The organism is Streptomyces sp. DSM 15324 (genome assembly GCF_001514285.1).
In the GTDB taxonomy this organism is placed as follows: Bacteria; Actinomycetota; Actinomycetes; order Streptomycetales; family Streptomycetaceae; genus Streptomyces.
Map to the genome: position 1 here is coordinate 88,380 of NZ_KQ949038.1, position 20,985 is coordinate 109,364.

19 protein-coding genes and 1 pseudogene are annotated in these 20,985 nt (G+C 69.6%); 10 read left to right on the plus strand and 10 right to left on the minus strand.

Going from position 1 to position 20,985, the window contains the following annotated elements:
* Positions 1-22: 22 nt before the first annotated feature.
* Positions 23-1,036 carry an NADP-dependent oxidoreductase gene (locus AQJ58_RS36485; RefSeq protein ID WP_067258325.1) on the minus strand — a complete coding sequence of 338 codons (1,014 nt, stop codon included), beginning with the start codon at positions 1,034-1,036 and terminating at the stop codon, positions 23-25.
* Between the two features lie 159 nt (positions 1,037-1,195).
* Here AQJ58_RS36485 and AQJ58_RS36490 point away from each other — a divergent pair, with 159 nt between their 5' ends.
* Positions 1,196-1,705 (plus strand): winged helix-turn-helix transcriptional regulator, encoded by a 510-nt coding sequence (locus tag AQJ58_RS36490; RefSeq protein WP_062032430.1) that lies wholly within the window; start codon positions 1,196-1,198, stop codon positions 1,703-1,705.
* A 35-nt stretch (positions 1,706-1,740) separates the two neighbouring features.
* Here AQJ58_RS36490 and AQJ58_RS36495 read toward each other — a convergent pair whose 3' ends face one another.
* Entirely contained in the window at positions 1,741-2,346 is a 606-nt protein-coding gene (locus AQJ58_RS36495; protein ID WP_067258328.1) for a CGNR zinc finger domain-containing protein, read from the minus strand.
* Between the two features lie 85 nt (positions 2,347-2,431).
* On the opposite strand from AQJ58_RS36495, the gene AQJ58_RS36500 reads away from it, so the two are divergent.
* On the plus strand, positions 2,432-3,277 hold the full coding sequence (locus AQJ58_RS36500) for an alpha/beta fold hydrolase (protein ID WP_234360417.1): 846 nt from the start codon (positions 2,432-2,434) through the stop codon (positions 3,275-3,277).
* Positions 3,278-3,374: 97 nt separating this feature from the next.
* Here the strand turns inward: AQJ58_RS36500 and AQJ58_RS36505 are convergent, their stop codons facing one another.
* The 5 genes from AQJ58_RS36505 to AQJ58_RS36530 form a co-directional block, all read right to left on the minus strand.
* On the minus strand, positions 3,375-4,205 hold the full coding sequence (locus tag AQJ58_RS36505; RefSeq protein WP_079079444.1) for an MBL fold metallo-hydrolase: 831 nt from the start codon (positions 4,203-4,205) through the stop codon (positions 3,375-3,377).
* Between the two features lie 47 nt (positions 4,206-4,252).
* The gene (locus AQJ58_RS36510) at positions 4,253-5,689 is read right to left on the minus strand and encodes a DHA2 family efflux MFS transporter permease subunit (protein ID WP_067258333.1); all 1,437 of its coding nucleotides are present in this window, start codon (positions 5,687-5,689) and stop codon (positions 4,253-4,255) included.
* A gap of 134 nt (positions 5,690-5,823) precedes the next feature.
* Positions 5,824-6,522: an SDR family oxidoreductase gene (locus AQJ58_RS36515; protein WP_067258335.1), complete on the minus strand. Its 699-nt coding sequence runs from the start codon at positions 6,520-6,522 to the stop codon at positions 5,824-5,826.
* A 992-nt stretch (positions 6,523-7,514) separates the two neighbouring features.
* Positions 7,515-8,471 (minus strand): quinone oxidoreductase family protein, encoded by a 957-nt coding sequence (locus tag AQJ58_RS36525; protein WP_067258339.1) that lies wholly within the window; start codon positions 8,469-8,471, stop codon positions 7,515-7,517.
* Positions 8,468-9,049: a TetR/AcrR family transcriptional regulator gene (locus AQJ58_RS36530; protein ID WP_159056381.1), complete on the minus strand. Its 582-nt coding sequence runs from the start codon at positions 9,047-9,049 to the stop codon at positions 8,468-8,470. The genes AQJ58_RS36525 and AQJ58_RS36530 overlap by 4 nt, the downstream gene beginning before the upstream one ends.
* A 240-nt stretch (positions 9,050-9,289) precedes the next feature.
* Between AQJ58_RS36530 and AQJ58_RS36535 the strand changes: the two genes are divergently transcribed.
* The 8 genes and pseudogenes from AQJ58_RS36535 to AQJ58_RS36570 form a co-directional block, all read left to right on the plus strand.
* Positions 9,290-10,108 (plus strand): glutathione S-transferase family protein, encoded by an 819-nt coding sequence (locus tag AQJ58_RS36535; protein WP_067258343.1) that lies wholly within the window; start codon positions 9,290-9,292, stop codon positions 10,106-10,108.
* A 167-nt stretch (positions 10,109-10,275) separates the two neighbouring features.
* Positions 10,276-11,193 carry an ATP-grasp domain-containing protein gene (locus tag AQJ58_RS36540; protein WP_067258346.1) on the plus strand — a complete coding sequence of 306 codons (918 nt, stop codon included), beginning with the start codon at positions 10,276-10,278 and terminating at the stop codon, positions 11,191-11,193.
* A gap of 178 nt (positions 11,194-11,371) precedes the next feature.
* A complete protein-coding gene (locus tag AQJ58_RS36545) occupies positions 11,372-12,724 on the plus strand; it encodes a glutamate-cysteine ligase family protein (RefSeq protein WP_067258349.1) in 1,353 nt (450 codons plus the stop codon).
* Between the two features lie 165 nt (positions 12,725-12,889).
* Complete coding sequence (locus tag AQJ58_RS36550; protein WP_067258350.1) at positions 12,890-13,876, plus strand: aldo/keto reductase; 987 nt, start codon at positions 12,890-12,892, stop codon at positions 13,874-13,876.
* Positions 13,877-14,216: 340 nt separating this feature from the next.
* On the plus strand, positions 14,217-14,495 hold the full coding sequence (locus AQJ58_RS36555; protein ID WP_067258353.1) for a hypothetical protein: 279 nt from the start codon (positions 14,217-14,219) through the stop codon (positions 14,493-14,495).
* A gap of 211 nt (positions 14,496-14,706) precedes the next feature.
* Complete coding sequence (locus AQJ58_RS36560) at positions 14,707-15,627, plus strand: alpha/beta fold hydrolase (RefSeq protein ID WP_067258355.1); 921 nt, start codon at positions 14,707-14,709, stop codon at positions 15,625-15,627.
* A 255-nt stretch (positions 15,628-15,882) separates the two neighbouring features.
* The gene (locus tag AQJ58_RS36565; protein WP_067258357.1) at positions 15,883-16,890 is read left to right on the plus strand and encodes an alpha/beta hydrolase; all 1,008 of its coding nucleotides are present in this window, start codon (positions 15,883-15,885) and stop codon (positions 16,888-16,890) included.
* Positions 16,891-17,096: 206 nt separating this feature from the next.
* A pseudogene (locus AQJ58_RS36570) lies at positions 17,097-17,288 on the plus strand (transposase family protein); the annotation flags it as partial.
* Between the two features lie 95 nt (positions 17,289-17,383).
* Here AQJ58_RS36570 and AQJ58_RS36575 read toward each other — a convergent pair.
* The 3 genes from AQJ58_RS36575 to AQJ58_RS36585 all read right to left on the minus strand — a co-directional run bounded on the left by AQJ58_RS36575 (position 17,384) and on the right by AQJ58_RS36585 (position 20,949).
* Entirely contained in the window at positions 17,384-18,580 is a 1,197-nt protein-coding gene (locus AQJ58_RS36575) for an epoxide hydrolase family protein (RefSeq protein ID WP_067258361.1), read from the minus strand.
* 663 nt (positions 18,581-19,243) lie between these two features.
* On the minus strand, positions 19,244-20,260 hold the full coding sequence (locus tag AQJ58_RS36580) for an NADP-dependent oxidoreductase (protein WP_067258364.1): 1,017 nt from the start codon (positions 20,258-20,260) through the stop codon (positions 19,244-19,246).
* 107 nt (positions 20,261-20,367) lie between these two features.
* Complete coding sequence (locus AQJ58_RS36585) at positions 20,368-20,949, minus strand: TetR/AcrR family transcriptional regulator (protein WP_067258366.1); 582 nt, start codon at positions 20,947-20,949, stop codon at positions 20,368-20,370.
* Between the last annotated feature and the right edge of the window lie 36 nt (positions 20,950-20,985).

Consider the following 20,985-nt stretch of genomic DNA (forward strand, 5'->3'; position numbering starts at 1 on the left):
CTGATATGCGACCTGTACCGGTTCAGGCGTTGTCGTGCCCCATCGAGACCACAACCTTGCCGGCCTTGGTGCGGCCCTGCTCGACGTGCGCCATCGCCTCAAGTGTCTGCTCGAACGGGAAGGTGCTGTCGATGACCGGGCGGAGCTTCCCGCTGTCGTAGAGGGCGCTGAGCTTGCGCAGCTGCGAGCCGCTGGCCTGCATGAAGAAGAACTGGTAGCGCACGCCCAGTGCCTTGGCCTGCTTGCGGATCTTACGGCTGAGTGTGTTCATGACCAGGCCCATGAAGGAGGGGGCGCCGAGCTGCTTGGCGAAGGCGGCGTCCGGCGGGCCGACGACACTGATGGCCAGGCCTCCGGGCCTCAGCACGGTCAGCGACTTCTCCAGGTTCGCTCCGCCCACGGAGTCCAGCACCAGGTCGTAGCCGGACAGCTGCTTCGAGAAGTCCTCCTTGGTGTAGTCGACGACGATGTCGGCGCCGAGGCTCCTGACCAGGTCCTCGGTCGCGGTGTCCGTGGTCGTCGCCACGGTGGCGCCCAGGTGCTTGGCGAGCTGGATGACCGTCGATCCCAGGCCGCCGGCGCCGGCGTGGATGAGCACCTTCTGGCCCGGCTTCACCTGGGCGCGCTCGACGAGGATCTGCCAGGCGGCCAGGGCCACCAGCGGCACCGCGGCCGCCTCCTGCAGGGTGAGGGAGGCCGGCTTGGGCGCGACATCGTCCGCGTCGATCGCGATGAACTCCGCGAAGCCGCCCACCCGCAGGTCGCGCGGACGGGCGTAGACCTCGTCGCCGACCTCGATGCCGTGCACGGCGGAGCCGACCCGCGTCACGACGCCGGCCACGTCGTGGCCGAGCACGAACGGGGTCTTGTACTTCAGGAGCTGCTTGAACTCCCCGTTGCGGACCATCTTGTCCAGCGGGTTGATGCTGGCGGCGCTCACTCTGACCAGGACGTCGCGGTCCCCGACGGCGGGCTCGGGTACCTCAGCGGCGCGCGCGCCGTCCTTGCCGTACTTCTCGACGACGAAGGCCTTCATGCCGGCCCCCTTTCCGTGTGGGTGTTTTGGTGCTCGATGTGATTCTTCGGGCAGGTCCCCCTGTGTGCCCGTTTCTCGCGTGCGGCCGGGGGAGCTGCTGGTCATGACGCTACTGGCTGAGTATAGAAAAGTAAACTCAGAAGAGGTTAGTATCACTGCATGGATGCGAGGACCGAAACTCTTCAGGACGCCGGCAGGGACCCCCGCCTGGACCGGGACATGTCGAACTGCTCGATCGCCCGGACCCTTGAGGTCGTGGGGGAGAAGTGGACGATCCTGATCCTGCGCGAGGTCTGGTACGGCTCGTCCCGTTTCAGTGAGTTCGAACGCGTCCTGGGCTGTCCTCGCAACCTCCTCGCGGCGCGGCTCAAGATGCTGGTGGAGGAAGGGATCCTGGCCACCGAGGCCTACAAGGAGCCGGGCTCGCGGAGCCGGCCGAAGTACGTGATCACGCCCAAGGGCATGGACCTGGTCCCGGCCGTGATGGGGCTCCTGCAGTGGGGTGACCGCTACCGCGCCGACCCCGAGGGCCCGGCCATGCTGGCGCGCCACCGCGGATGCGGCGCGCACGTCGACGCCCAGATCCGCTGCGAACGGGGCCACGCCGTGCAGGCGGAGGACATCGAGAGCATCCCCGGCCCGGCATTTCGCCTGAAGCCCGCCGAGTGAACCGAGCGCGGTGGCGCCGGGGACTCGTGGCGGGCTCAGTCTGCCGGCGGGTGCTCGCCGCGTCTGGTCCGGGCCTGGTGGAGGCGGACCTTCGTGCGGTTGCCGCAGCGGGACATGGAGCACCAGCGGCGGTTGCGGGCGGGGGAGCGGTCCAGGAAGCGCAGGGCGCACCTGTCCGCGCCGCAGATACGTACGCGCCGGATATCGGCGGACAGGAGCAGATCGACAGCGTCCTGGGCGATCAGCGTCAGCGCGGCTGAGGCGTCGGCGGCGATGCTCGTGGTTCCGGCGGCCTCCAGGCGCCCGTCCGTGACGGCTATCTGCAGGGCGGGCCGGGGAGCCCTGGCTGCCGCCCTGTTGAGCGCGGTGACGTCGCCGGGCGAGGGCAGCCGACCGTCAGCGAGAGCGAGTACGGCCCGGTCGACCGTCTCGCGCAGTTTCCGGCCCGACGCCAGGACGGCGGCGTCGGCATGGTCCGGGGGGCCGGGCCGGAGCAGGCCGGCCCGCTCAAGCCACAGGGTCAGGTCGCCAGGATCCCGGAGAGTCTCCTGCGACGGGTTGCGCCACCGGTGGCGGAGGGTGTTGGCGAAGTCCAGGCAGACCCGCCCGCCGTCCCAGACCCACATGTCGTCCGTTGCCACGCCTCCATTCTGCACGTTAGCTTAACCGTCTAAGACGGTTAGTCGAGGGAGTGCAGCAGTGGGACAGCCGACAGTGACAACCGGCGTGACACAGGTGGACGGGGTCCGCCTGCACTATGTCCGAGCAGGATCGGGCCCTCTGCTCGTTCTGCTCCACGGCTGGCCGCAGACCTCCGAGTGCTGGCGGCCGGTGCTGGCGGATCTCGCCGCCGACCACACCGTCGTGGCACCCGACCTGCGCGGCTACGGACTGAGCGACAAGCCCGCGACCGGCTACGACAAGCGGCGGATGGCCGCCGACATCGCCGGTCTCGTCGAGGCGCTCGGCTTCGAGAAGGCCGCGGTCGTGGGTCATGACCGCGGCGCCCGGGTGGGGCACCGGTGGGCGCTGGACCGCCCGGAGCAGGTGGAGCGGCTGGCCGTGCTCGACATCGTGCCCACCCGGGAGATGTTCCGCCGTCTGGACGCCTCCCTGGCCTCCGGGTACTGGCACTGGCTGTTCCAGATGCAGCCCGATCTGCCCGAACGCCTCGTGGGACCCGACATCCGCGGGTATCTCGAGTACTTCTTCGAGCGATGGACCTACAACCGTCACGGACTGACCCCCGAAGCGGTCGACACCTACGTCCGCGCGTTCTCCCGCCCGGGTGCTTTGCGGGCGAGTTTCGACGACTACCGGGCCATGGAGCAGGACGTCGCGCTTGACGATCTGGACGCCGCCGAAGGCCGCCGCCTCGGCATGCCGGTACTGGCGCTGTGGGGTTCCGCGGGACTGCCCTCCCGCCTGCCGACGCTGGAGATCTGGCGCGAGTACGCCGATGACGTCACCGGCGCCGAGATCCCGGAATGCGGCCACTTCATCCCGGAGGAGCGTCCAGAGCTGATGCTGGCGCATCTGCGCGACTTCCTGACCCCTGCGACCAACCGGTGACAGTGGACTCTGGCGGGGCCGGGCCGGGGCGTCACCACGGCAGGCGGCAATGACGGAGCTGGAGCCGACCCCACAAGGATGTCCCCGGATCGGCTCGTCACCGCGTACCGCCGGCCGAGTCGCCGTCGGGGAGGACGCGGTCCGCACCGGTCTGGAGAGGGGTGCCGAACAGGTAGTAGTTGCCGATGTCGATCACGAAAGGACTTCCGTAGGAGGGGAAGCGCTCGATGATGGCCTGCTTGTAGGCCTGGCCGTCGTCGCCCAGGAGTTCTTGCGCGGCCTTCAGGTACTCGGCCATCTCGGCGAAGACGGCCGGTCCCGCGGGCAGCCCGTGTCCGGGCAGGACCGTGTCGTAAGCCGGGTCGCTGAGCGCCTGGAGGATGTCCTGCCACCGGGCGATGTCGTTGTTTCCGACGAACGCATGGGTGTGGTGGTAGACGATGTCCTGTGCCACCAGCACGCCGTGCTCGGGCAGCCGGATCAGCAACTGGTCGCTGGTCTCGCCCCCGGAGACGGCTTCGAAGACGAAGGGCACGCCGTCGATGACCTCGGTGCCGGGGGTGATCAGGTGAGTGGGGGCTGTCTCCGCTGCCGGGACGGGGACGCCGTCGGGGTCCTGAAGGTCTCCCCGCGCCGCCATCTGGTCGCGTACGACCTCCAGCGCGTGAATGGGCGCTTCGAAGTGGCCCGCGCCGTGGTAGTGGTCCGGGTGCGCATGGGTGACGATGAGCCGGTCCAGCGGCTTGCCGAGCCCTTTGGCGTATGCGACCACCTCGTCGGCGTCCGCAACCCTGACCTGTGCGTCCACCGCGATGAGCCGGTTCGGGGTCTCGATCAGCTGAGTGGTGACGTTCAGGGCATTGTCGGGAGCCATGTAGCTGTGCACCCGAACGTTGCCCTTGTCGATGACGGCGATCGTGCCTCTCATTGCTTTCTCCCTCTCGTTGTTCGTCGGTGAGGTGGCGCGGCGCGGGATCACATGGCGGCCGGGACTGTGTTCGCAAGGTCGCCGGTCGGGCCGCCGGCCTTGCGCTGCCGGGCCATCAGCAACGCCAGGACCGCAGCCAGGGCCACCGCGGCGGACCCCACCCAAAGAGCCGGGACCAGCCCGTCCACGAACAGTGAGGCTGACCCGTAGCCGCCCTGGGCGGAGAAGACCGCCGCCAGCGACGCGACCCCGACAGCGCCGCCGACCTCGCGGATCGCGTTGTTGGCACCGGAGGCGATGCCCTGCTCCTCGGGGCGGACCGTGCTCATGACGAGGTTCGCGCTGGGCGCGAAGAACATGCCCATGCCGATTCCGCAGACGATCAGCGCCGGCAGCAGAGCGGTGTACGACACCTGCGGTTCGACCGCCAGGGCCCAGAGCCCGAGACCCACCGCGTTCAGGGCCATACCCACCGTGACGACGGGAGCGCCGCCGATACGGTCGGACAGCGCCCCGGCCAGCGGCCCGGCGATCATGGGCATGGCGGTCCAAGGCAGCATCCGCACACCGGCCTCCATCGGCGAGTAGCCGCCGACGGTCTGCAGGTACTGGCTGAGCAGGAAGATCGCCCCGAACATGCCCAGGAACATCAGCAGACTGGCGGCGTTGATGGCGCTGAAGGAGCGGTGGCGGAAGAGGCGCATCGGCAGCATCGGGTGCTCGGCGCGCAGCTCGTACAGGACGAAGCCGACGAGCAGAGCCGCACCCGCGATGAAGCCGCCCAGCACCAGGGTGCTGGTCCAGCCGTCGGTGTTGGCGCGGACCAGGGCGTAGACGATGCCGAACAGGCCGCCGCTGGCCAGGAGGGTTCCGACCAGGTCGAGGCTGGGGTTCGGGCCGCGGCTCTCGTCCAGCCGGAGCCGGGCGAGGGGAATCAGTGCCAGGCCGATCGGGACGTTCACCCAGAAGATCCACTGCCAGGAGAGGTGTTCGGTCAGCGTGCCTCCGATGAGCGGTCCGGTGGCGACGGCTATGCCGCTGGCCGCGCCCCAGATGCCGAAGGCCGTGCCACGTCGCTCGGCGGGGACGGCGGCCGACAGCAGGGTGAGCGTCAGCGGCGTCACGATCGCGGCCCCCACGCCCTGTGCGGCGCGGGCGGCGATCAGTTCACCCATGCCCGGGGCGAGGGCGGCCGCGGCCGAAGAGGCGGTGAAGATCGCGAGTCCGACGGCGAACAGCCGCCGGCGGCCGAAGCGGTCGCCGAGGGAGGCGCCGAACATGAGCAGCACCGCGAAAGTGAGGGTGTAGGCGCTGACCGTCCACTCGAGGTCTTCGAGGCCGCCGCCGAGGTCCTTACGGATGGAGGGGAGGGCTGTGGTGACGACCAGGTTGTCGAGCGCGGTGATGAATCCGGCGATGCTGGTGATGACCACGGCCCAGACGGCGCTGCCGCCGCGAGCCGCTTCGTTGCGGTGCTGTGTCATGACGTTCCTTGGCAGATGTGCGTGGCGATGGGGCAAGGGGTGCGGGGTGGAAGTGGGTGGGGTGCGACGGCGCGCCGTGCACTCTCAGACACCGGTCTCCACGGGCGCGGTGCGGATTCCTGAGCGGGCGGTTCTCAGGGGAGCTGGGGGTAGAGCACGGAGACGCCTCCGGCCAGCGCGGCCTGTGCCTGGCGGGCCGCGCTGTCGGCGAGGATCTCGTAGGCGCCGGCGGCGATGCCGTCGACGGCGATCCGGGCGATGTCGGCGGGGTCGGACTTCTCCGCGTCGACCGACCGGACCATGTCGGTGTCCATGTAGCCGACGTGCAGCGCGGACACGCGGATGCCCTGGTCGGCGAGCTGGAGGCGCAGGGCGTTGGTCAGTGACCACTCCGCGGACTTGGCGGCGCTGTAGGCGCCGAGCTCCGGGAAGCTGACCCAGGACAGACCGGACAGGATGTTCAGGATCGCCCCTCCGCCGCCCGCCGCGATCTTGGGGGCGAAGCCGCGGACCACGGAGAGTGTGCCGAAGTAGTGGGTGTCCATCTCCAGGCGGATGTCGTCCAAGTCCGCCGCGGGCAGGTCGGCACCGGTGCTCGACCCCGCGTTGTTGATCAGGAGGTTCAAATCGCCGATGGCCTCGGCGGCGGCGGCCACCGAGGCGGGGTCGGTGATGTCGAGCGCGATCGGCTTGGCGCCGGGCAGGTCGACGTGGTCGGGATTGCGGGCTCCGGCGTAGACGGTCGCGCCGCGGCTGAGCAGTTCGGCGGCGAGAGCCCGGCCGAAGCCGCGGTTGGCTCCGGTGACGAGGGCGGTGCTGGTGGAGAGGTCCATGGAAGCTCCTGATCAGGACAGAGGCGTGCGCGCATGCTGAGGGTGGGGGAACCGGTCGTGCCGCAGGTGGGGGCGGCGCCGAAGGGCGAGGCGGTCGGCCGACGTGGTGATGACCGGCGGCCGACCCCGGGGGTCCGGAGTTCGGGCCCTGTGGGTGAGTGCCGCGGGACGCGTCCGTCGAGGTGCCGGCGCGACGCCCCGGCTATTGAATTACGATCGTAATCGTATGTGGGCCGACTCCGTGATCGCAAGCGCTCTGCGGGGAAAGGTGCTGTGGGTGTGGTGCCGAGGAGGCGGAGAGCGCTGTCGCGGGAGTCGGTGTCCGGGTGTGCTTGGTTTTCGGCTCGCAGACTGTCCCGGAATCGCCGACCGGTTCGGGTGTCTGCGGAGAGACGGACTGTGCGTGTCGCCGGGGCCGTCTCTGGAGCGACCTGTCCGTTCGTGTTCGCTGAAGCGCGTAAACACGCTCGTCCCGCCGGCGCTCGGCCGTGAAGGGGGCAAGGCCGCAGCCGTCGCGTGTCCCCGGCGGAGTGGATGGTTGCGTGGATGGAGGGTGGCTGAATCGGCGGCGTGGAAGGCGCGCCGACCGGCGGTACGCAATCGAGGCAGGGGCCCACCGTGTCCACGGTGGGCCCCTTGGCCGTCTCCCCGAGCCGGGCTCAGAGCTTGACGATCATCTTTCCGGTGTTCTCGCCCCGCATCATCGAAAGGCAGATCACGGGCTCCGGGTCGCCGGGCGGTTGCGGCGGGATGGCCCGGTGGATGGCTCAGTGAGCCGCCCACTGTCGAAGGAGACTTCCGCATGGCACGCGTTTTCGTGATCGGCGCCCCGGAGGCGTCAGCAGCCGCTGACCCACCAGCTCATCGCCCGGCGTGACGAAACGCTGATCCTGCTACCAAGTGCCCCCTCCAGCCAGCACCGGCCTCCTGACGTGCGGCAACGTACAACGAACGGGGAATTTTCGTACGCGGGCCGGCGCACCTCCGCGGACCTAAGTTCGCACGATCACGCGGCCGAGCTTTCCCGCCTTCTCGGCATGGTGATGCGCGGCGGCAATGTCGGACAGCGCGAACGTGGCGTCAATCGGGACGACGAAGCGCCCTTCGGCGCTGCCGCTCAGGAGGTTGTCGATCAGTGCCCGCGTGCCGGGTTCGCCCATGACCGGGCCGAGGAAGCATCCGGTCACTGTCAGCCGGTGCGCCAGCAACATCCCTGCGTCGATGGGGGTGTTGAAGCCGCCGATCACTCCGACCATCACCGGACGCCCGCCGTCCGCCAGCGCTGCGAGTCCGTCCGTGAGAGCGTCGCCGCCGACGGTGTCGATGAGGAGGTCGGCGCCGCGACCCCCGGTCAGGGCACGCACCTGGATGCTCGCCGGGGTGTCACCGGTCACGACGTAGTGCGAGAGGCCGAGGTCCGTCAACGGGCCGAGACCGTGGCGACGTCGCGACGTACCGATGACGCGGGCCCCTGCCGCGGCGGCGATCTGCACAGCGGCGTTGCCGACACCGCCCGCCGCGCCGGTGACGAGGACCGTGTCGGTGTCACGCAGGCGGCCCAGCCCGAGCGCCAGGGCGGCGGTGCCCGGACCGCACGAGATCGCCGCCGCCACGCCCAGGTCGAGCCCGTCGGGGACCGCGAAGGTCGTCGCCGCCGGAGCGACGCGCAGCTCCGCGTGCGATCCCTCGAAGGCGAAGGTCGTCACCCGCTGGCCGACGTCGAACCCCTCCACCGCGCGGCCGACCTCGACGACGGTTCCCGCGGCGGCGTACCCGAGGACGTGGGGACGGAGGGCCCCGCCGTTCTGCCGACTCGCGAGATCGCCGCCCTCGATGCTGATCGCCTCGACCCGGACGAGGACGTCACTCTCGCCGGGCCGGGGATCGGGAAACTCCGCGAGGCGCAGGGCCTCGGGACCACCCCCGGCGTCGATCACCGCGGCCCTCACGAACCTGCCTCTCCTTCCCGGAGAGCTTCGTCCGGGCCGCAGATCACCGTGACGGCGGCCTGGGCTATGCCGACGAGTTCCTCGCGCGAGCTGCCGGTGCGCGCGCGGACCGCCAGGGTCTGCAGCATCGCCGAGGCCACCGCCGCGGCCGACGCGGGATCGACGCCGACGTTCAGTTCGTCGACGGACCGCTCGAAGCGCTCCCGGAAGACACGGTCCACGTCCTCGACGTAGCGCGCCGCGATCCCACGGATATCGGCGTCACGGAGCGACTCGGTCACGGCGGTGCAGACGATGAAGCAGCCACGGGCGCCCTCGTCGCCGGCCAGCGTGCTCTCCCCGGCCGCGACGAGGAAGTCGAAGAGGGCCGTGCGCAGCGGCCCGTCTCCGCCCAGATACTGCTCGACCCCTCCGACCGACCCTGCCCGGTTCTCCTCAAGCGCGCGCAGGTAGAGCGACCGCTTGTTGCCGAACGCGGCGTAGAGGCTGGGGCGCTGCACCCCGGAGGCCGCGACCAGCTCGTCGAGGGACGTGCCCGAGTAGCCGTTGTTCCAGAACACGTCACGGACCCGTTCCACGACCTGCGCCTCGTCGAACGCCCGGGGGCGGCCTCGGGGGCGGCGGGCACTCCCGTCAGATTTTTGTACCACTTCGCATTCAACTCCTTGACCCGCTTAATTTCTATGCGATACGGTACAGAAGTCGCCGCAGGGGGTCAAGGAAATCCCGAGCGCCCCCCGGCCCCGTTCCCAAGCGATCCCTCCACCCGTTCCCGGGCGAGGGCGCGCATCCACCACACCCGATGGAGCACGACAGCCATGGACACCGGCCTCACTCAGTACCCGCTGTACACGAACCCCTACGACAAGCTGCAGATCGACAAGGACACCGAGTTCGAGCTGCACGCCGTGACCCTCGGCGAGAGCGAGATGGCGGCCTACGTGTCGAGCCTGTCGCCCTACGCCGCGAAGCTGGAGGCGTACTTCCGCCTCTTCGGCGTCAAGCACAAGGTCGTCGGCGAGCCCATCCCCGATGTCGGGCCGCGCGGGAAGGTGCCATACATCACCGTCGGGGACACCAGGATCTCCGACTCCCAGCTCATCATCGACTGGCTCAAGCGCACGGTCTCCGACCCCGACACACACCTCACCGAGCAGCAGAAGGCCGTCGGCCACGCCGTCAAGCGCACGCTGGAGGACCACCTCTACTGGATCATCATCTACTTCGAGTTCTTCGACCAGCAGGGCTTCGACTTCATCGTCAGCCAGACGATCGGCGACACCTCGGTGCTTCCGGCCGAGATCCAGGAAGCCATCCGGGTACGCCGCGAGGACTTCCGCAAGCGCTGCTACGACCAGGGCATCGCGCGGTACACGCCGGCCGAGATCTTCGACAAGGCCAAGAAGGACTTCGAGGCCATCTCGGTCATCCTGGGCGAGAACCGCTTCCTCCTCGGCGACACCCCGAGCTCCTACGACGCGACGCTGTTCGGCTTCATTCAGGCGTTCTACCAGGCGCGCGGCATGCACCCGGAGATCACCGACTTCGTGCGCACGATCCCGAACCTCAGCCGCTACGTCCAGAACATCCAGGAGACCTGGTACCCCGAGCTGAAGCTGGCCTTCGAGCCCGCCTAAGGGGCACCACGCACTCATCCCTCCGGTGGGCCCGCGTGCACGGTGACGTGCACGCCGGTCCGCCGGACGGCCCGGGTCACGTCAGCGTTCCCGGGCGAACCCCCGTCGGCGGGCCTTGCTCCGAGACGGGCTCGTCGGAGGCGCGCCTCCGTGAACAGGAATGCCACATGCCGCTGAACGTAGCCGTCATCTCCGAGAAGCTCGGCACCTACGACTCCAAGGACACGACCAAGATCGCTGTCGAGGCGCTCGTGCGCCATCACACGGTCTACGAGGTCTACCCCGCCGACGTCAGCCAGGTCGAAGGGCACCTTGTCGCCCACGCCCGCGTCTACACCGGCGCCGACGCGGCGCACGGACAGGACGAGGTACGCATCGACCTTGAGGACATGGACGTGATCCACTTCCGGCCCAACCCGCCGGTCGACATGTCCTACCTGACCACCCTGTACCTGCTGGAAAGGATCAAGGACAAGGTCCTGGTGATCAACGACCCGGAGAGCATCATCCGCTTCCCCGAGAAGATCCTCCCCTTCGAGTTCCCCGAGTTCACCCCGCCCACCCTGATCACTCACGACGTCGCCGAGGTACGCGACTTCACCGAGCGGCACCACGAGGTGGTCATCAAGCCGCTCTACGAGTACGGCGGACGCGGGATCGGCAGGCTGACCTCGACGACGTTCGACGAACAGCTCGTCGGCGCCCGGCTGGGAGAGGGCGGTCCCCCGCTCGTGGTACAGGCGTTCCTGCCCCGCGTCACCGAGGGCGACAAGCGCATCTTCTTCATCGGCGGCGACGTGGCCGGCGCCTTCGTCCGCCTCCCCAAACCGGGCAGCTACATCGCCAACATCGCACAGGGCGGTTCGATCCACCCGACCACGCTCACCCCACGGGAGGAGGAGCTGGCCACGCTGCTGGGGCCGAAGCTGCGTGAGCGAGGGATCTACATCTGCGGCATCGACGTCATCGACGACCACGTCACCGAGATCAACGTCACCTCCTCCGTGGGGTTCTCCCAGATGGAGGAGCTGTACGGCGAGAAGCCGCAGATCAAGCTCTGGGACCTCATCGAGAAGGCAGCGTAGGCGAGACGGCGCCACGCCGCCCGCCCACAGGACCAGCCCGCTGCCGCCGAACTCAGGGATGCCAAGGCCCGTGCGGTCCGGCCACCGTTTCGTCGGGGCGACAGCCGCGATCGTCAGCCGGCCGCCTGCCAGAGAAGAAACCAGAGAAGATCACCAGACCATCCGGAGGACGTTAGTCATGCCTGCAGCACACCCCTCGATCACGTACGAGCGGTTGCGCGAGGTCACGGACTCCATGTTCGCCTCGACGACGGACGACCTCCTCGGCCTGGAGACCGAGTGGGCGGTCCACCCCGTGGCGGACCCGATGTCCCGCCCGGACCTGGGCCGGCTGCTGACCCTGGCCGACAGCCCACTGCCCGAGGCAGGCCGCGTCACCGTGGAGCCGGGCGGCCAGATCGAGCTGTCCTCGGCCCCCCAACGGTCGGTCTCGGAAGCGATCCGCGCCGTGGACACCGACGCCGCCGTGCTCCACCAGGGCCTGTCGCGAATCGGCCTGCGGGCGGAGAACAGTGCCGTCGATCTGCGCGCCCCCGTCCGTATCCTCGACCAACCCCGGTACCGGGCCATGAACGCCCACTTCGACCGCCAGGGCGAGGCCGGCCGCTGGATGATGACCAACACCTCCTCCGTGCAGGTCAACATCAGCAACGACCCCACGGACCCCCTCGGCCGGTGGCACGTCCTCAACCTGACCGCACCGGTGCTCATCGCGATGTTCGCGAACTCCCGCGCCGTCGACGCTTCCGGCACCACGTGGGCGTCGGCGCGTCAGGGCATCTGGTGGAACATCGACCCCACACGCACCCGCCCGGTCCCGGTGACCGACGACCCCGGCGGCAGCTGGCTGCGCTACGCGCTCGACGCGCTCGTGTTCTTCATCCCCACCCAGGGGCCGGGAAGCCAGAGCGGCGTGGGCGTGAGAGAGCCGATGACCTTCCGCGAGTGGATGCACAAGGGGCACGAGCTGGGCTGGCCGACCATCGACGACTTCCGGTACCACCTCACCACGCTCTTCCCGCCCATCCGCCCCCGAGGCTGGATGGAGCTGCGGGTCCTGGACGCGCTGCCGCGCGCCGAGCGCGCCGCCGCCGCGCTGGCGGTCGCGACCATCGGCCAGTCGGGCGTTCGCGAGGAGCTCCACGAGCGGCTGCCGGACACGAGCGACCTGTGGCTGGACGCGGCCCGGTACGGGTTGGGCCACCCCAGGCTCGCCGAGGCCGCACGCATCCTGGCGCGCGTCCTGTCCTCCTACGCCAAGGACGTGGCCGACCGCGAGCACGTCGACCTGCTCGACTCGTTCCTCGACAGCTTCACCGCGCGCCAGCTCACCCCCGGTTGCGGCGCGTGGCTTACGTTGCCCATCGACCTGACCGGCACCGGTCCACGGCCCCGGCCGGCGGGCTCGGGCGGCGGCCGGGGGGTCCCGCCGCAGCCCGTCGTCGATGTCGGGCGGGGTGCGCCACAGGGCCGGGCCGGGGGCAACAGGGCCGAACAGCTCACCCTGGCCACGCGGCACGGCCAGCTCTGAGAGCACGCGCCCGACATCGGCGATCATGGCGGCGGCGTCGGTGAGGACGCGGCCCGGACCATGCCGCCGATCGCGTCGCTGTCGGCGAGCTCGACATCGACCGGCTGACCGTGGGAGCGCCAGGACCAGGCTTTCCTTCCCCCTCATCACACAAGGAGCACCACGATGCACACCCGCACACTCGGCCAGGGCCTTGAGGTCTCGGCGCTCGGTCTGGGCTGCATGGGCATGTCCCAGAGCTACGGCCCCAACCCCGGAGACCGCGCCGACATGATCGGCGTACTCCGCGCCGCTGTCGACCGGGGCATCACCTTCTTCGACACGGCCGAGGTCTACGGCCCCTACGTCAACGAGGAACTCGTCGGCGAGGCGCTCGCCCCGGTGCGCGACCAGGTCGTCCTCGCCACCAAGTTCGGCTGGCGCATCGAGGACGGCACATCGGTCGGGCTCGACAGTCGGCCCGAACAGATCAAGAAGGTCGCCGACGCCTCGCTGCGCCGGCTGCGCACGGACACCATCGACCTCTTCTACCAGCACCGGGTCGACCCCGACGTCCCCGTCGAGGACGTCGCGGGCGCGGTCGCCGAGCTCGTACAGGCAGGCAAGGTACGCCACTTCGGCCTGTCCGAAGCCTCCGCGGCGACGATCCGCAGGGCCCACGCCGTCCACCCCGTGACCGCCCTGCAGAGCGAGTACTCCCTGTGGACCCGTGACCCCGAGTCCGAGGTGCTGCCCACGCTCGCCGAACTCGGTATCGGGTTCGTGCCGTTCAGCCCGCTCGGCAAGGGCTTCCTCACCGGCACCGTCGACACCACGACCGCGTTCACCGACGGCGACATCCGCTCCACCATCCCGCGGTTCGACCAGGACAACCTCACCGCCAACCAGGCCCTGGTCGACCACGTCGCCACGATTGCCCGCGCCAGGAACGCCACCCCCGGGCAGATCGCCCTGGCCTGGCTGCTCGCCCAGCAGCCCTGGATCGTCCCGATCCCCGGCACCCGCCGCATCGAACGCCTGGAGGGGAACGCCGGCTCGACCCAGGTCGCCCTGTCCGCCGACGACGTGGCCGACCTCGACGCCGTGGCGGCCCGCATCGGCGTGCACGGCGACCGCTACAACGACCAGCACATGCGCCTCGTCGGCAAGTGAGACGACTGCCTGCTCGTCTCCGACGGCGGCTCGGCCAGGCGCCCTCGCCGCCGCAGTTCATCGAAGTCCAGGCCGGCCCCACCAACACGGACATGGACTCCGCCGACGGCCCGTTCACGGAATCCCTGGGCCGGAGCCGGCCCGCCCGGGGTTCGTCCGTGGCGTCGTCAGCGACCTCGCCAAGGCGAAGGACTTCTTCTCCGGCGGCCTCGGATCGCGCGACACCGGCACTACCCTGCACGACGCGGCCGACGAGGCGCTGTGGAACGACTCCGCCGCCCCTGCCTGGTCCGTCGTCCTTTCCGCCGACGGCAAGCTGGACGGCCTGCTGATCGAGGTCGTGCAGTACACGGACCGCACTCCGCGACGGCTCCCGACGCACTACCAGCTCTCCGACCAGGGACTCTTGAACGTCGCCTTCGAATCCCGCAGCGTCACGGACTACGAGACCGTGACCGGACAGATCAGCGACGGCGGCCACCAGCCGCACTCCGAGTTGTCACACGGCTCGGCCCGCGTCCGCTACCTCCTCGGCGCCGACGATCTCAGCGTCGAGCTCATCACCATCCCGGACAGGAACCTGGAAAAGACGCACGGGTTCGAACCGACCTCCGGCTGACGGCCGACCACGCGGTCGCACCCCTGACGCCGCCAACCTCGGCAGCACCCGGCCCCGGTCAACAGATGCCGACGCGGGCACGGCGGCCGGGCGCGAGGCAGCCGCCCGTCACCTTCCGCCCGGCCGCCGCCGATCCCGACGCGGCGCAAACACCCACCACCAACCGGTCCCGCACAGCGAGGACCACATCACCAGAAAGAGCAGAGCACCCATGGCCAGCAGTCACCTCGGCACCGACGCCGTCCCGAACACCGTCGACACCCTTCCGCACCTGCCCCCGGGCTTCACCGACACCTTCACCAGCCGCATCGTCGACATCGACGGCATCGCCGTGCACGCCGTCGTCGGCGGAGACGGACCGCCGCTGCTCCTGCTCCCCGCCTGGCCCGAGTTCTGGTACGGCTGGCGACTGGTGATGCCCGCGCTCGCCGAGCACTTCACCGTGATCGCGGCCGACCACCGCGGCGTCGGCGCCAGCGACAAGCCCGCCACCGGCTACGACTCCGGCACCATCGCCGACGAACTGGCGGAACTGATGGCCACCCTGGGCCACGACCGCTACTCCGTCGCCGGATACGACCTGGGCATGATGACCGGCTACGCACTCGCCGCCAAATACCGGGAGCGTGTAACCCGCCTCGCGGTCGCCGAGGCGATCCTGCCCGGCATCTCCCCCTCCCCACCGCTGATCGCGGACGCGACCACCAACGAAGTCCTGTGGCACTTCGCCTTCAACCGCCTGTCGGACATCAACGAACGTATGGTGACCGGCCGCGAGGAGATCTACTTCGGCCACCAGTTCGCCTCCAAGGCCGCCACACCCGACGCCATCCCGCCCCACGTCGTGGACGTGTACGTCGACGCTGTCCGCGACCCGGCCGCCCTCCGCGCGAGCTTCGAGTTCTACCGCGCGGACAACGCGCCCCTGCTGACCGCCTGGCAGAAGGAGGGCCCCCTGGAGATACCGGTCCTGGCCATCGGCGCGGAGCTCTCGGTCGGCGCCTCCGTCGAGCACGTCATGCGGGAAGTCGCCACCGACGTCACCGGACTGGTCATTCCCGGCTCCGGCCACTTCGTCACCGAGGAAGCCCCCGACGCCATGGCCACGGCACTGCTCGACTTCTTCCGCTGACAAGCAACATCGCGCCCAGCGACTCGCCCAGGACCTGATCGACCCGCTCGGCTTCGACACGGTCGACACAGACGCCCCCTGCCGCCCCGTGGCTCCGGCAGCCAGGGACAACCCCGACCACGTCCTGCTCGACGGTGTCGCCGTCGCCGCCAAGGCCCTGGCAGCGGCCTCCCCGGACATCCCCGGACACCTGGCGGACTGCCGCGGCGCGAGGGCAACTGCTTTCACACCTTTCCTTTCCCGAAGGAGACAACGATGACCGACCAGACGACCACAGAAATACTCGGCCCCACGACGACCCGGCCGCCGTTCGACCCCGAACTCGTTCTCGCCGAGGAGGCGATACGCGGTGCGATGCCCGTCCTGTCGCACGAGACCCTCCCCTCGGTCCGACGGCTCCTGACCGAGGGAATGCCCGGCATGGAGCCTGCGGACCTGACCGCGGGCGGCCGCGTCAGGGTCGAGGAACGCCAGGTCCCCGGGCCCGAAGGGGCACCGGACATCACCCTCCTCATCCTCAGCCCCGCCGACGGCAGCAGCACTCCCCGGGCGGGCATCTACTACGTCCACGGTGGCGGAATGGTGGTAGGGGACCGCCGCACAGGTGTGGAGTCCTTCGTGCCCTTCGTCGCCGAGGGCGGCGCGGTCGTCGTGTCGGTCGAGTACCGGCTGGCCCCCGAGCATCCCGACCCCGCTCCCGTCGAGGACTGCTACGCCGGACTGGCGTGGACGGCGAAGAACGCGGACGAGTTGGGCATCGACCCCGACCGCCTGCTCATCGCAGGCATCAGCGCCGGCGGCGGGCTGGCGGCCGGAACCGCGCTGCTCGCCCGCGACCGCGCCTTCCCCAGGCTCACCCACCAGGTGCTGGTCTGTCCCATGCTCGACGATCGCTTCGAAACCCACAGCAGCCGCATGCTGGACGGCCTGACCGGCTGGGACCGCAACAGCAACCTGTTCGGCTGGACATCACTGCTGGGCGAGCGCCGCGGCACTCCGGACGTGTCGCCCTACGCAGCCCCGGCCCGCGCCGAGGACCTCGGTAATCTGCCGCGCACCTACATCGACACCGGCTCGGCCGAGCTGTTCCGCGACGAGATCCTCACCTACGCGCGCCGCCTCTCCGAGGCGGGTGTGAACGTGGACCTCCACATGTGGGGCGGCGGCTTCCACGGGTCCGATCAGATAGGAGCCCACGCCTCGGTGTCCCGGGCCTCCGTCGCCACCCGCGAGGAGTTCATCCGGCGGGCCCTGCGGGACTGACCGCAGGTACCCGCCCCAACCCGGCAGCGTGGAAGAGCGACCTGAGAGGTCCGTGCGGGCGTGATCTCATCGGCAGGCTGGAAGTGGTGTCGACGGGACGCACCGCCGGTCCGCACTGCGCGGGCAGGGAGTGACCCACCGATTCACCCCTGCGGCCACAGGCCGTCCGACGCCGAGAACAGCTCCTGACGACATGTGCCGGGTTCCGGCCCCTGACCCGTGGTCAGAAGCTGTCCAACAAGGCACTGGCCGCGGTGCGGGCTCCGGTCGAGCACGGCTTCGCGCATCTCAAGAACTGGCGTGTCCTCGGCAAGGTCCGCACGGATCCGAGGTGGGCGACCGCGCTGGTGCGGGCCCTGCTGGTGCTGACGAACCGGGAAGTCGCCGCTGACGGATGATCTTGTCAGTGGACTACCGCCCCGGACCTGCCAGAGCCTCCCGACGCCTACGCACACCAGGCCATCTGACATGCAGTTTTCACGATGCACTGTGCTCAGTGGGGCAGTTCCCGGAAGAAGGCGCGGATGTCGCCGACGAGGAGTTCAGGCTCTTCCATGGCGGCGAAGTGGCCGCCACGGTCGAACTCGGTCCAGCGCACGATGTTGGCGCCGCGCTCCGCGAGGGCGCGGACAGGCAGAACGTCGTGAGGGAAGACCGCGACGCCCCAGGGGGTGGTGGGCGGCTCGGGCCGGACGTCGAGCGGGTCGGCTTCTTGCCGGAGGTCCTTCGCCGGGTGGGTGACCTCGTAGTAGAACCGGGCCGATGAGGCGGCGGTGTTGGTCAGCCAGTACAGCGTGATGTTGGTGAGCATGTGATCGCGGTCGACCGCGCCGGACCCCTCTGTCCCGCTGGCGGGATCGGTCCACTCCTTGAACTTCTCCGCCATCCAGGCGAGTTGCCCGGCAGGGGAGTCGGCCAGTGCCACCCCGATGGTCTGCGGCCGGGTCGCCTGGATGGCGAAGTAGGCGCTGCCGTCAGCCTGGAGCGCCAGATTGCGGTCGATCCGGGCCTTGTCGTCGGGGCTCAGCTCGGCGAGGTCTCCCGGCGTGCCGGTGTCGGGTGCCAGGAAGTTGACATGCACGCCGATGACGTGATCGGCATCCACGCGCCCGATCGCCTGGGAGACGAGCGAGCCCCAGTCGCCGCCCTGGGCGCCGTAGCGGTCGTAGCCGAGGCGGGCCATCAACTGCGCCCAGGCGCCCGCCACCCGCGTGGGATCCCAGCCCCGTTCGGTGACCGGGCCCGAGAACCCGAATCCCGGGATGGAAGGGATGACCAGGTGGAAGGCGTCAGCCGGGTCGCCGCCGTGCGCCCGCGGGTCGCTCAGGGGGCCGACCACGTGCAGGAACTCGACGAACGAGCCGGGCCATCCGTGCGTGAGGATCAGCGGGGTGGCATCGGGCTCGGGGGAGCGGACGTGCAGGAAATGGATGCTCTGGCCGTCGATCGTGGTGGTGAACTGCGGCAGTTCGTTCAGCCGTCGCTCCCAGGCGCGCCAGTCGTAGGTCGTGCGCCAGTATTCAGCCAGTTCGGCCAGGTGGTCGACCGGTATGCCCATCTCCCACCCGGTCCCGGGAATCGAATCGGGCAGCCGGACACGGCCGAGGCGATCGCGGAGATCGTCCAGGTCGGCCTGCGGGATGTCGATGCGGAACGGGCGGATGATGCTGTCGTCGACGTCGATGGTCATGTCCTCACAGCTTTCGTGGGTCTGGCAGGGAAAGGGGAGCAGGACGGGAGCCGATCACTGAATTCATGAATCGAGGAATATCAGAGCTTCGTCGACGAACTCCTCGTGATACTGGAATATGCCGCCGTGGCCGGCATCGGGAAAAGCCTGAGCTCAGCATTCGGTAGGCGTCGGGCCAGGCCGACGGAATTGACGCTGGGTGGCATTTTGTCGGATTCGCCGTTCACCACCGGGACGGGAAGCTGGATGCCCGTCAAGTCGGAAGGCTCCTGAGTTCCGCAGCCATGGATGGCCTTTAACTGGGCTGGGGTGGCCGCGAGGGAAATCTCCTTGTCCGATTGCTCGTTCGCGGCCCGTCTCTGCGGCTTCCGCCGCAGAGACGGGCTATGCCGGCTGACTTGCGTTGCCGACCACCGACGCGTCTTGAGTCGGGGCCGGCGTTCGCCGCACTGCACAAACCGCCGTGGCCAGTGACGGAGCGGATCGGTACGCTCACGCAGGCCAAGGCCCTGAGCGGGGCGCTCGGTATGCGGTCAACTGGTTGGTAGAAGGTGCCGCCGTCACGGAGAGCACGTCGGCTCGGCAGGTGTCCCTGGGATACCGAGCCTGTATGCGGGTGAGAGGGCCGGGCTGTGCACGGCCGGCCCCCTCCGGCAGGTGGGCTCAGAGCTTGACGATCATCTTTCCGGTGTTCTCGCCCCGCATCATGGAGAGGAAGGCCTCCAGGGTGTTGTCCAGGCCCTCCTGCACGGTCTCGCGGTAGGTCAGCTTGCCCTCGGCGAGCCAGCCGCCGACCTCGCGGACGAAGTCGGGCTGGAGGTCCAGCTCCTCGCTGACCATGAAGGACAGGATGTCCGATCGCGTCACCGACAGGTTCCACAGGTTGCGCGGTCCGACGACCTTCTCGTCGTTGTACTGGGAGACCATCCCGCACAGCACGATGCGTGCGTGCAGCCGGAGCGCGCCGATGGCCGCCTCCAGGTGCTCGCCGCCGACGTTGTCGAAGAAGACGTCGATGCCGTCCGGCGCGGCCTGCGCCAGCTGCTCGGCGACCGGACCGTTCTTGTAGTTGAACGCCGCGTCGAAGCCGTACTCCTCGATCAGCGACTTGACCTTCGCGTCCGAGCCCGCGCTGCCGATGACCCGGCCCGCGCCCTTGAGCTTGGCGATCTGGCCGGCCACGCTGCCGACCGCGCCGGCCGCGCCGGAGACGAAGACCGTGTCGCCCTCCTTGATCTTCGCGAACCGCTCCAGCCCGATGTAGGCGGTGAGGCCGGTGACGCCGAGCACGCCCAGGTATGCGCTCAGCGGCGCCAGGTTCGGGTCCACCTTCTGGGCACCCGCGGCATCGATGACGGCGTGGTCGCGCCAGCCGAGGAAGTGCACCACATGGTCGCCGGGTGCGAAGCCCTCGGCGTTGGAGGCCAGGACGCGGCCGACCGCGGGGCCGTCCAGCGGTGCACCCACGTCGTACGGCTCGATGTAGGACTTCTTGTCGCTCATCCGGCCGCGCATGTAGGGGTCGACCGAGAGGTACTCGTTGGCGACCAGGAGCTGCCCCGGGCCGGGGGCAGGGAGCTCCACCTCGCGCAGCGAGAGGTCCGACGGGGTGGGCCAGCCCTCCGGGCGGGAGTCCAGGTGCCAGGCGTGGGCGGTGGTGGGGAGGGTCTGCTCGGACATGTGGATCAAGTCCCTTCGATCGCGAGGTAGATGTGGTGAACAGAAAGGTCTGTCTATTTTGCGGATGCGAGTGGCCTGTCACGGCGTGGTGGCCGCGTCCGGTGTGGTCAGCGGGCCGAGCCGCAAGCCACGTCGATCATGGTGTGTGCCGCCTGGCGTGCGGCGGTGGCGACGCTGCCGGCATGCTCGACGCGTGTCGCCGCCAGCGTGCCGTCGATGAGGAGCGTCAGCTGGAGCGCCAGAGTGTCGGGGTCCGCGGCTCCGGCGGCCGCGGCCAGGTCGCGCACCCATGCCCGTACGGCGTGCTTGTGTTCGGCGGCGACGGCGTGGACGGCGCTGCCGGGCTGGTACTCCGCCACCGCGTTGATGAACGCGCAGCCGAGTCGCCCCTCCCGTGCCGTGCGTTCCAACGCCGTGAAGACACCTCGGAGTTGGTCGCGCGGATCCTCGCCGCCCGCGAGCGCCGCCGCGCGCAGGTGACCTCGCCAGTTGCTGTCCATGCGGCGCAGGTAGGCGGAGACCACGTCGTCCTTGCCGGGGAAGTGCTTGTACAGCGTGGCCTTGGCGACCCCCGACTCGGCGATCAGCCGGTCGACGCCGACGGCGTGGATGCCGTGGGTGAAGAACAGCTCCGAGGCGGTGTCGAGGATGCGGTCCCGGGCCGGGCGTCGCTTGGTCTCCGTGCTCATGACGGTTAAGCTAACAGACAGGTCTGTCTACTGCAA

What these genes read in the sequence shown, in the direction of transcription:
- AQJ58_RS36485 (WP_067258325.1), bottom strand. Translation starts at nt 1,036, where the DNA reads ATGAAGGCCTTCGTCGTCGAGAAGTACGGCAAGGACGGCGCGCGCGCC.
- AQJ58_RS36490 (WP_062032430.1), top strand. Translation starts at nt 1,196, where the DNA reads ATGGATGCGAGGACCGAAACTCTTCAGGACGCCGGCAGGGACCCCCGC.
- AQJ58_RS36505 (WP_079079444.1), bottom strand. Translation starts at nt 4,205, where the DNA reads ATGAGAGGCACGATCGCCGTCATCGACAAGGGCAACGTTCGGGTGCAC.
- AQJ58_RS36510 (WP_067258333.1), bottom strand. Translation starts at nt 5,689, where the DNA reads ATGACACAGCACCGCAACGAAGCGGCTCGCGGCGGCAGCGCCGTCTGG.
- AQJ58_RS36515 (WP_067258335.1), bottom strand. Translation starts at nt 6,522, where the DNA reads ATGGACCTCTCCACCAGCACCGCCCTCGTCACCGGAGCCAACCGCGGC.
- AQJ58_RS36535 (WP_067258343.1), top strand. Translation starts at nt 9,290, where the DNA reads ATGGACACCGGCCTCACTCAGTACCCGCTGTACACGAACCCCTACGAC.
- AQJ58_RS36540 (WP_067258346.1), top strand. Translation starts at nt 10,276, where the DNA reads ATGCCGCTGAACGTAGCCGTCATCTCCGAGAAGCTCGGCACCTACGAC.
- AQJ58_RS36545 (WP_067258349.1), top strand. Translation starts at nt 11,372, where the DNA reads ATGCCTGCAGCACACCCCTCGATCACGTACGAGCGGTTGCGCGAGGTC.
- AQJ58_RS36550 (WP_067258350.1), top strand. Translation starts at nt 12,890, where the DNA reads ATGCACACCCGCACACTCGGCCAGGGCCTTGAGGTCTCGGCGCTCGGT.
- AQJ58_RS36560 (WP_067258355.1), top strand. Translation starts at nt 14,707, where the DNA reads ATGGCCAGCAGTCACCTCGGCACCGACGCCGTCCCGAACACCGTCGAC.
- AQJ58_RS36565 (WP_067258357.1), top strand. Translation starts at nt 15,883, where the DNA reads ATGACCGACCAGACGACCACAGAAATACTCGGCCCCACGACGACCCGG.
- AQJ58_RS36575 (WP_067258361.1), bottom strand. Translation starts at nt 18,580, where the DNA reads ATGACCATCGACGTCGACGACAGCATCATCCGCCCGTTCCGCATCGAC.
- AQJ58_RS36580 (WP_067258364.1), bottom strand. Translation starts at nt 20,260, where the DNA reads ATGTCCGAGCAGACCCTCCCCACCACCGCCCACGCCTGGCACCTGGAC.
- AQJ58_RS36585 (WP_067258366.1), bottom strand. Translation starts at nt 20,949, where the DNA reads ATGAGCACGGAGACCAAGCGACGCCCGGCCCGGGACCGCATCCTCGAC.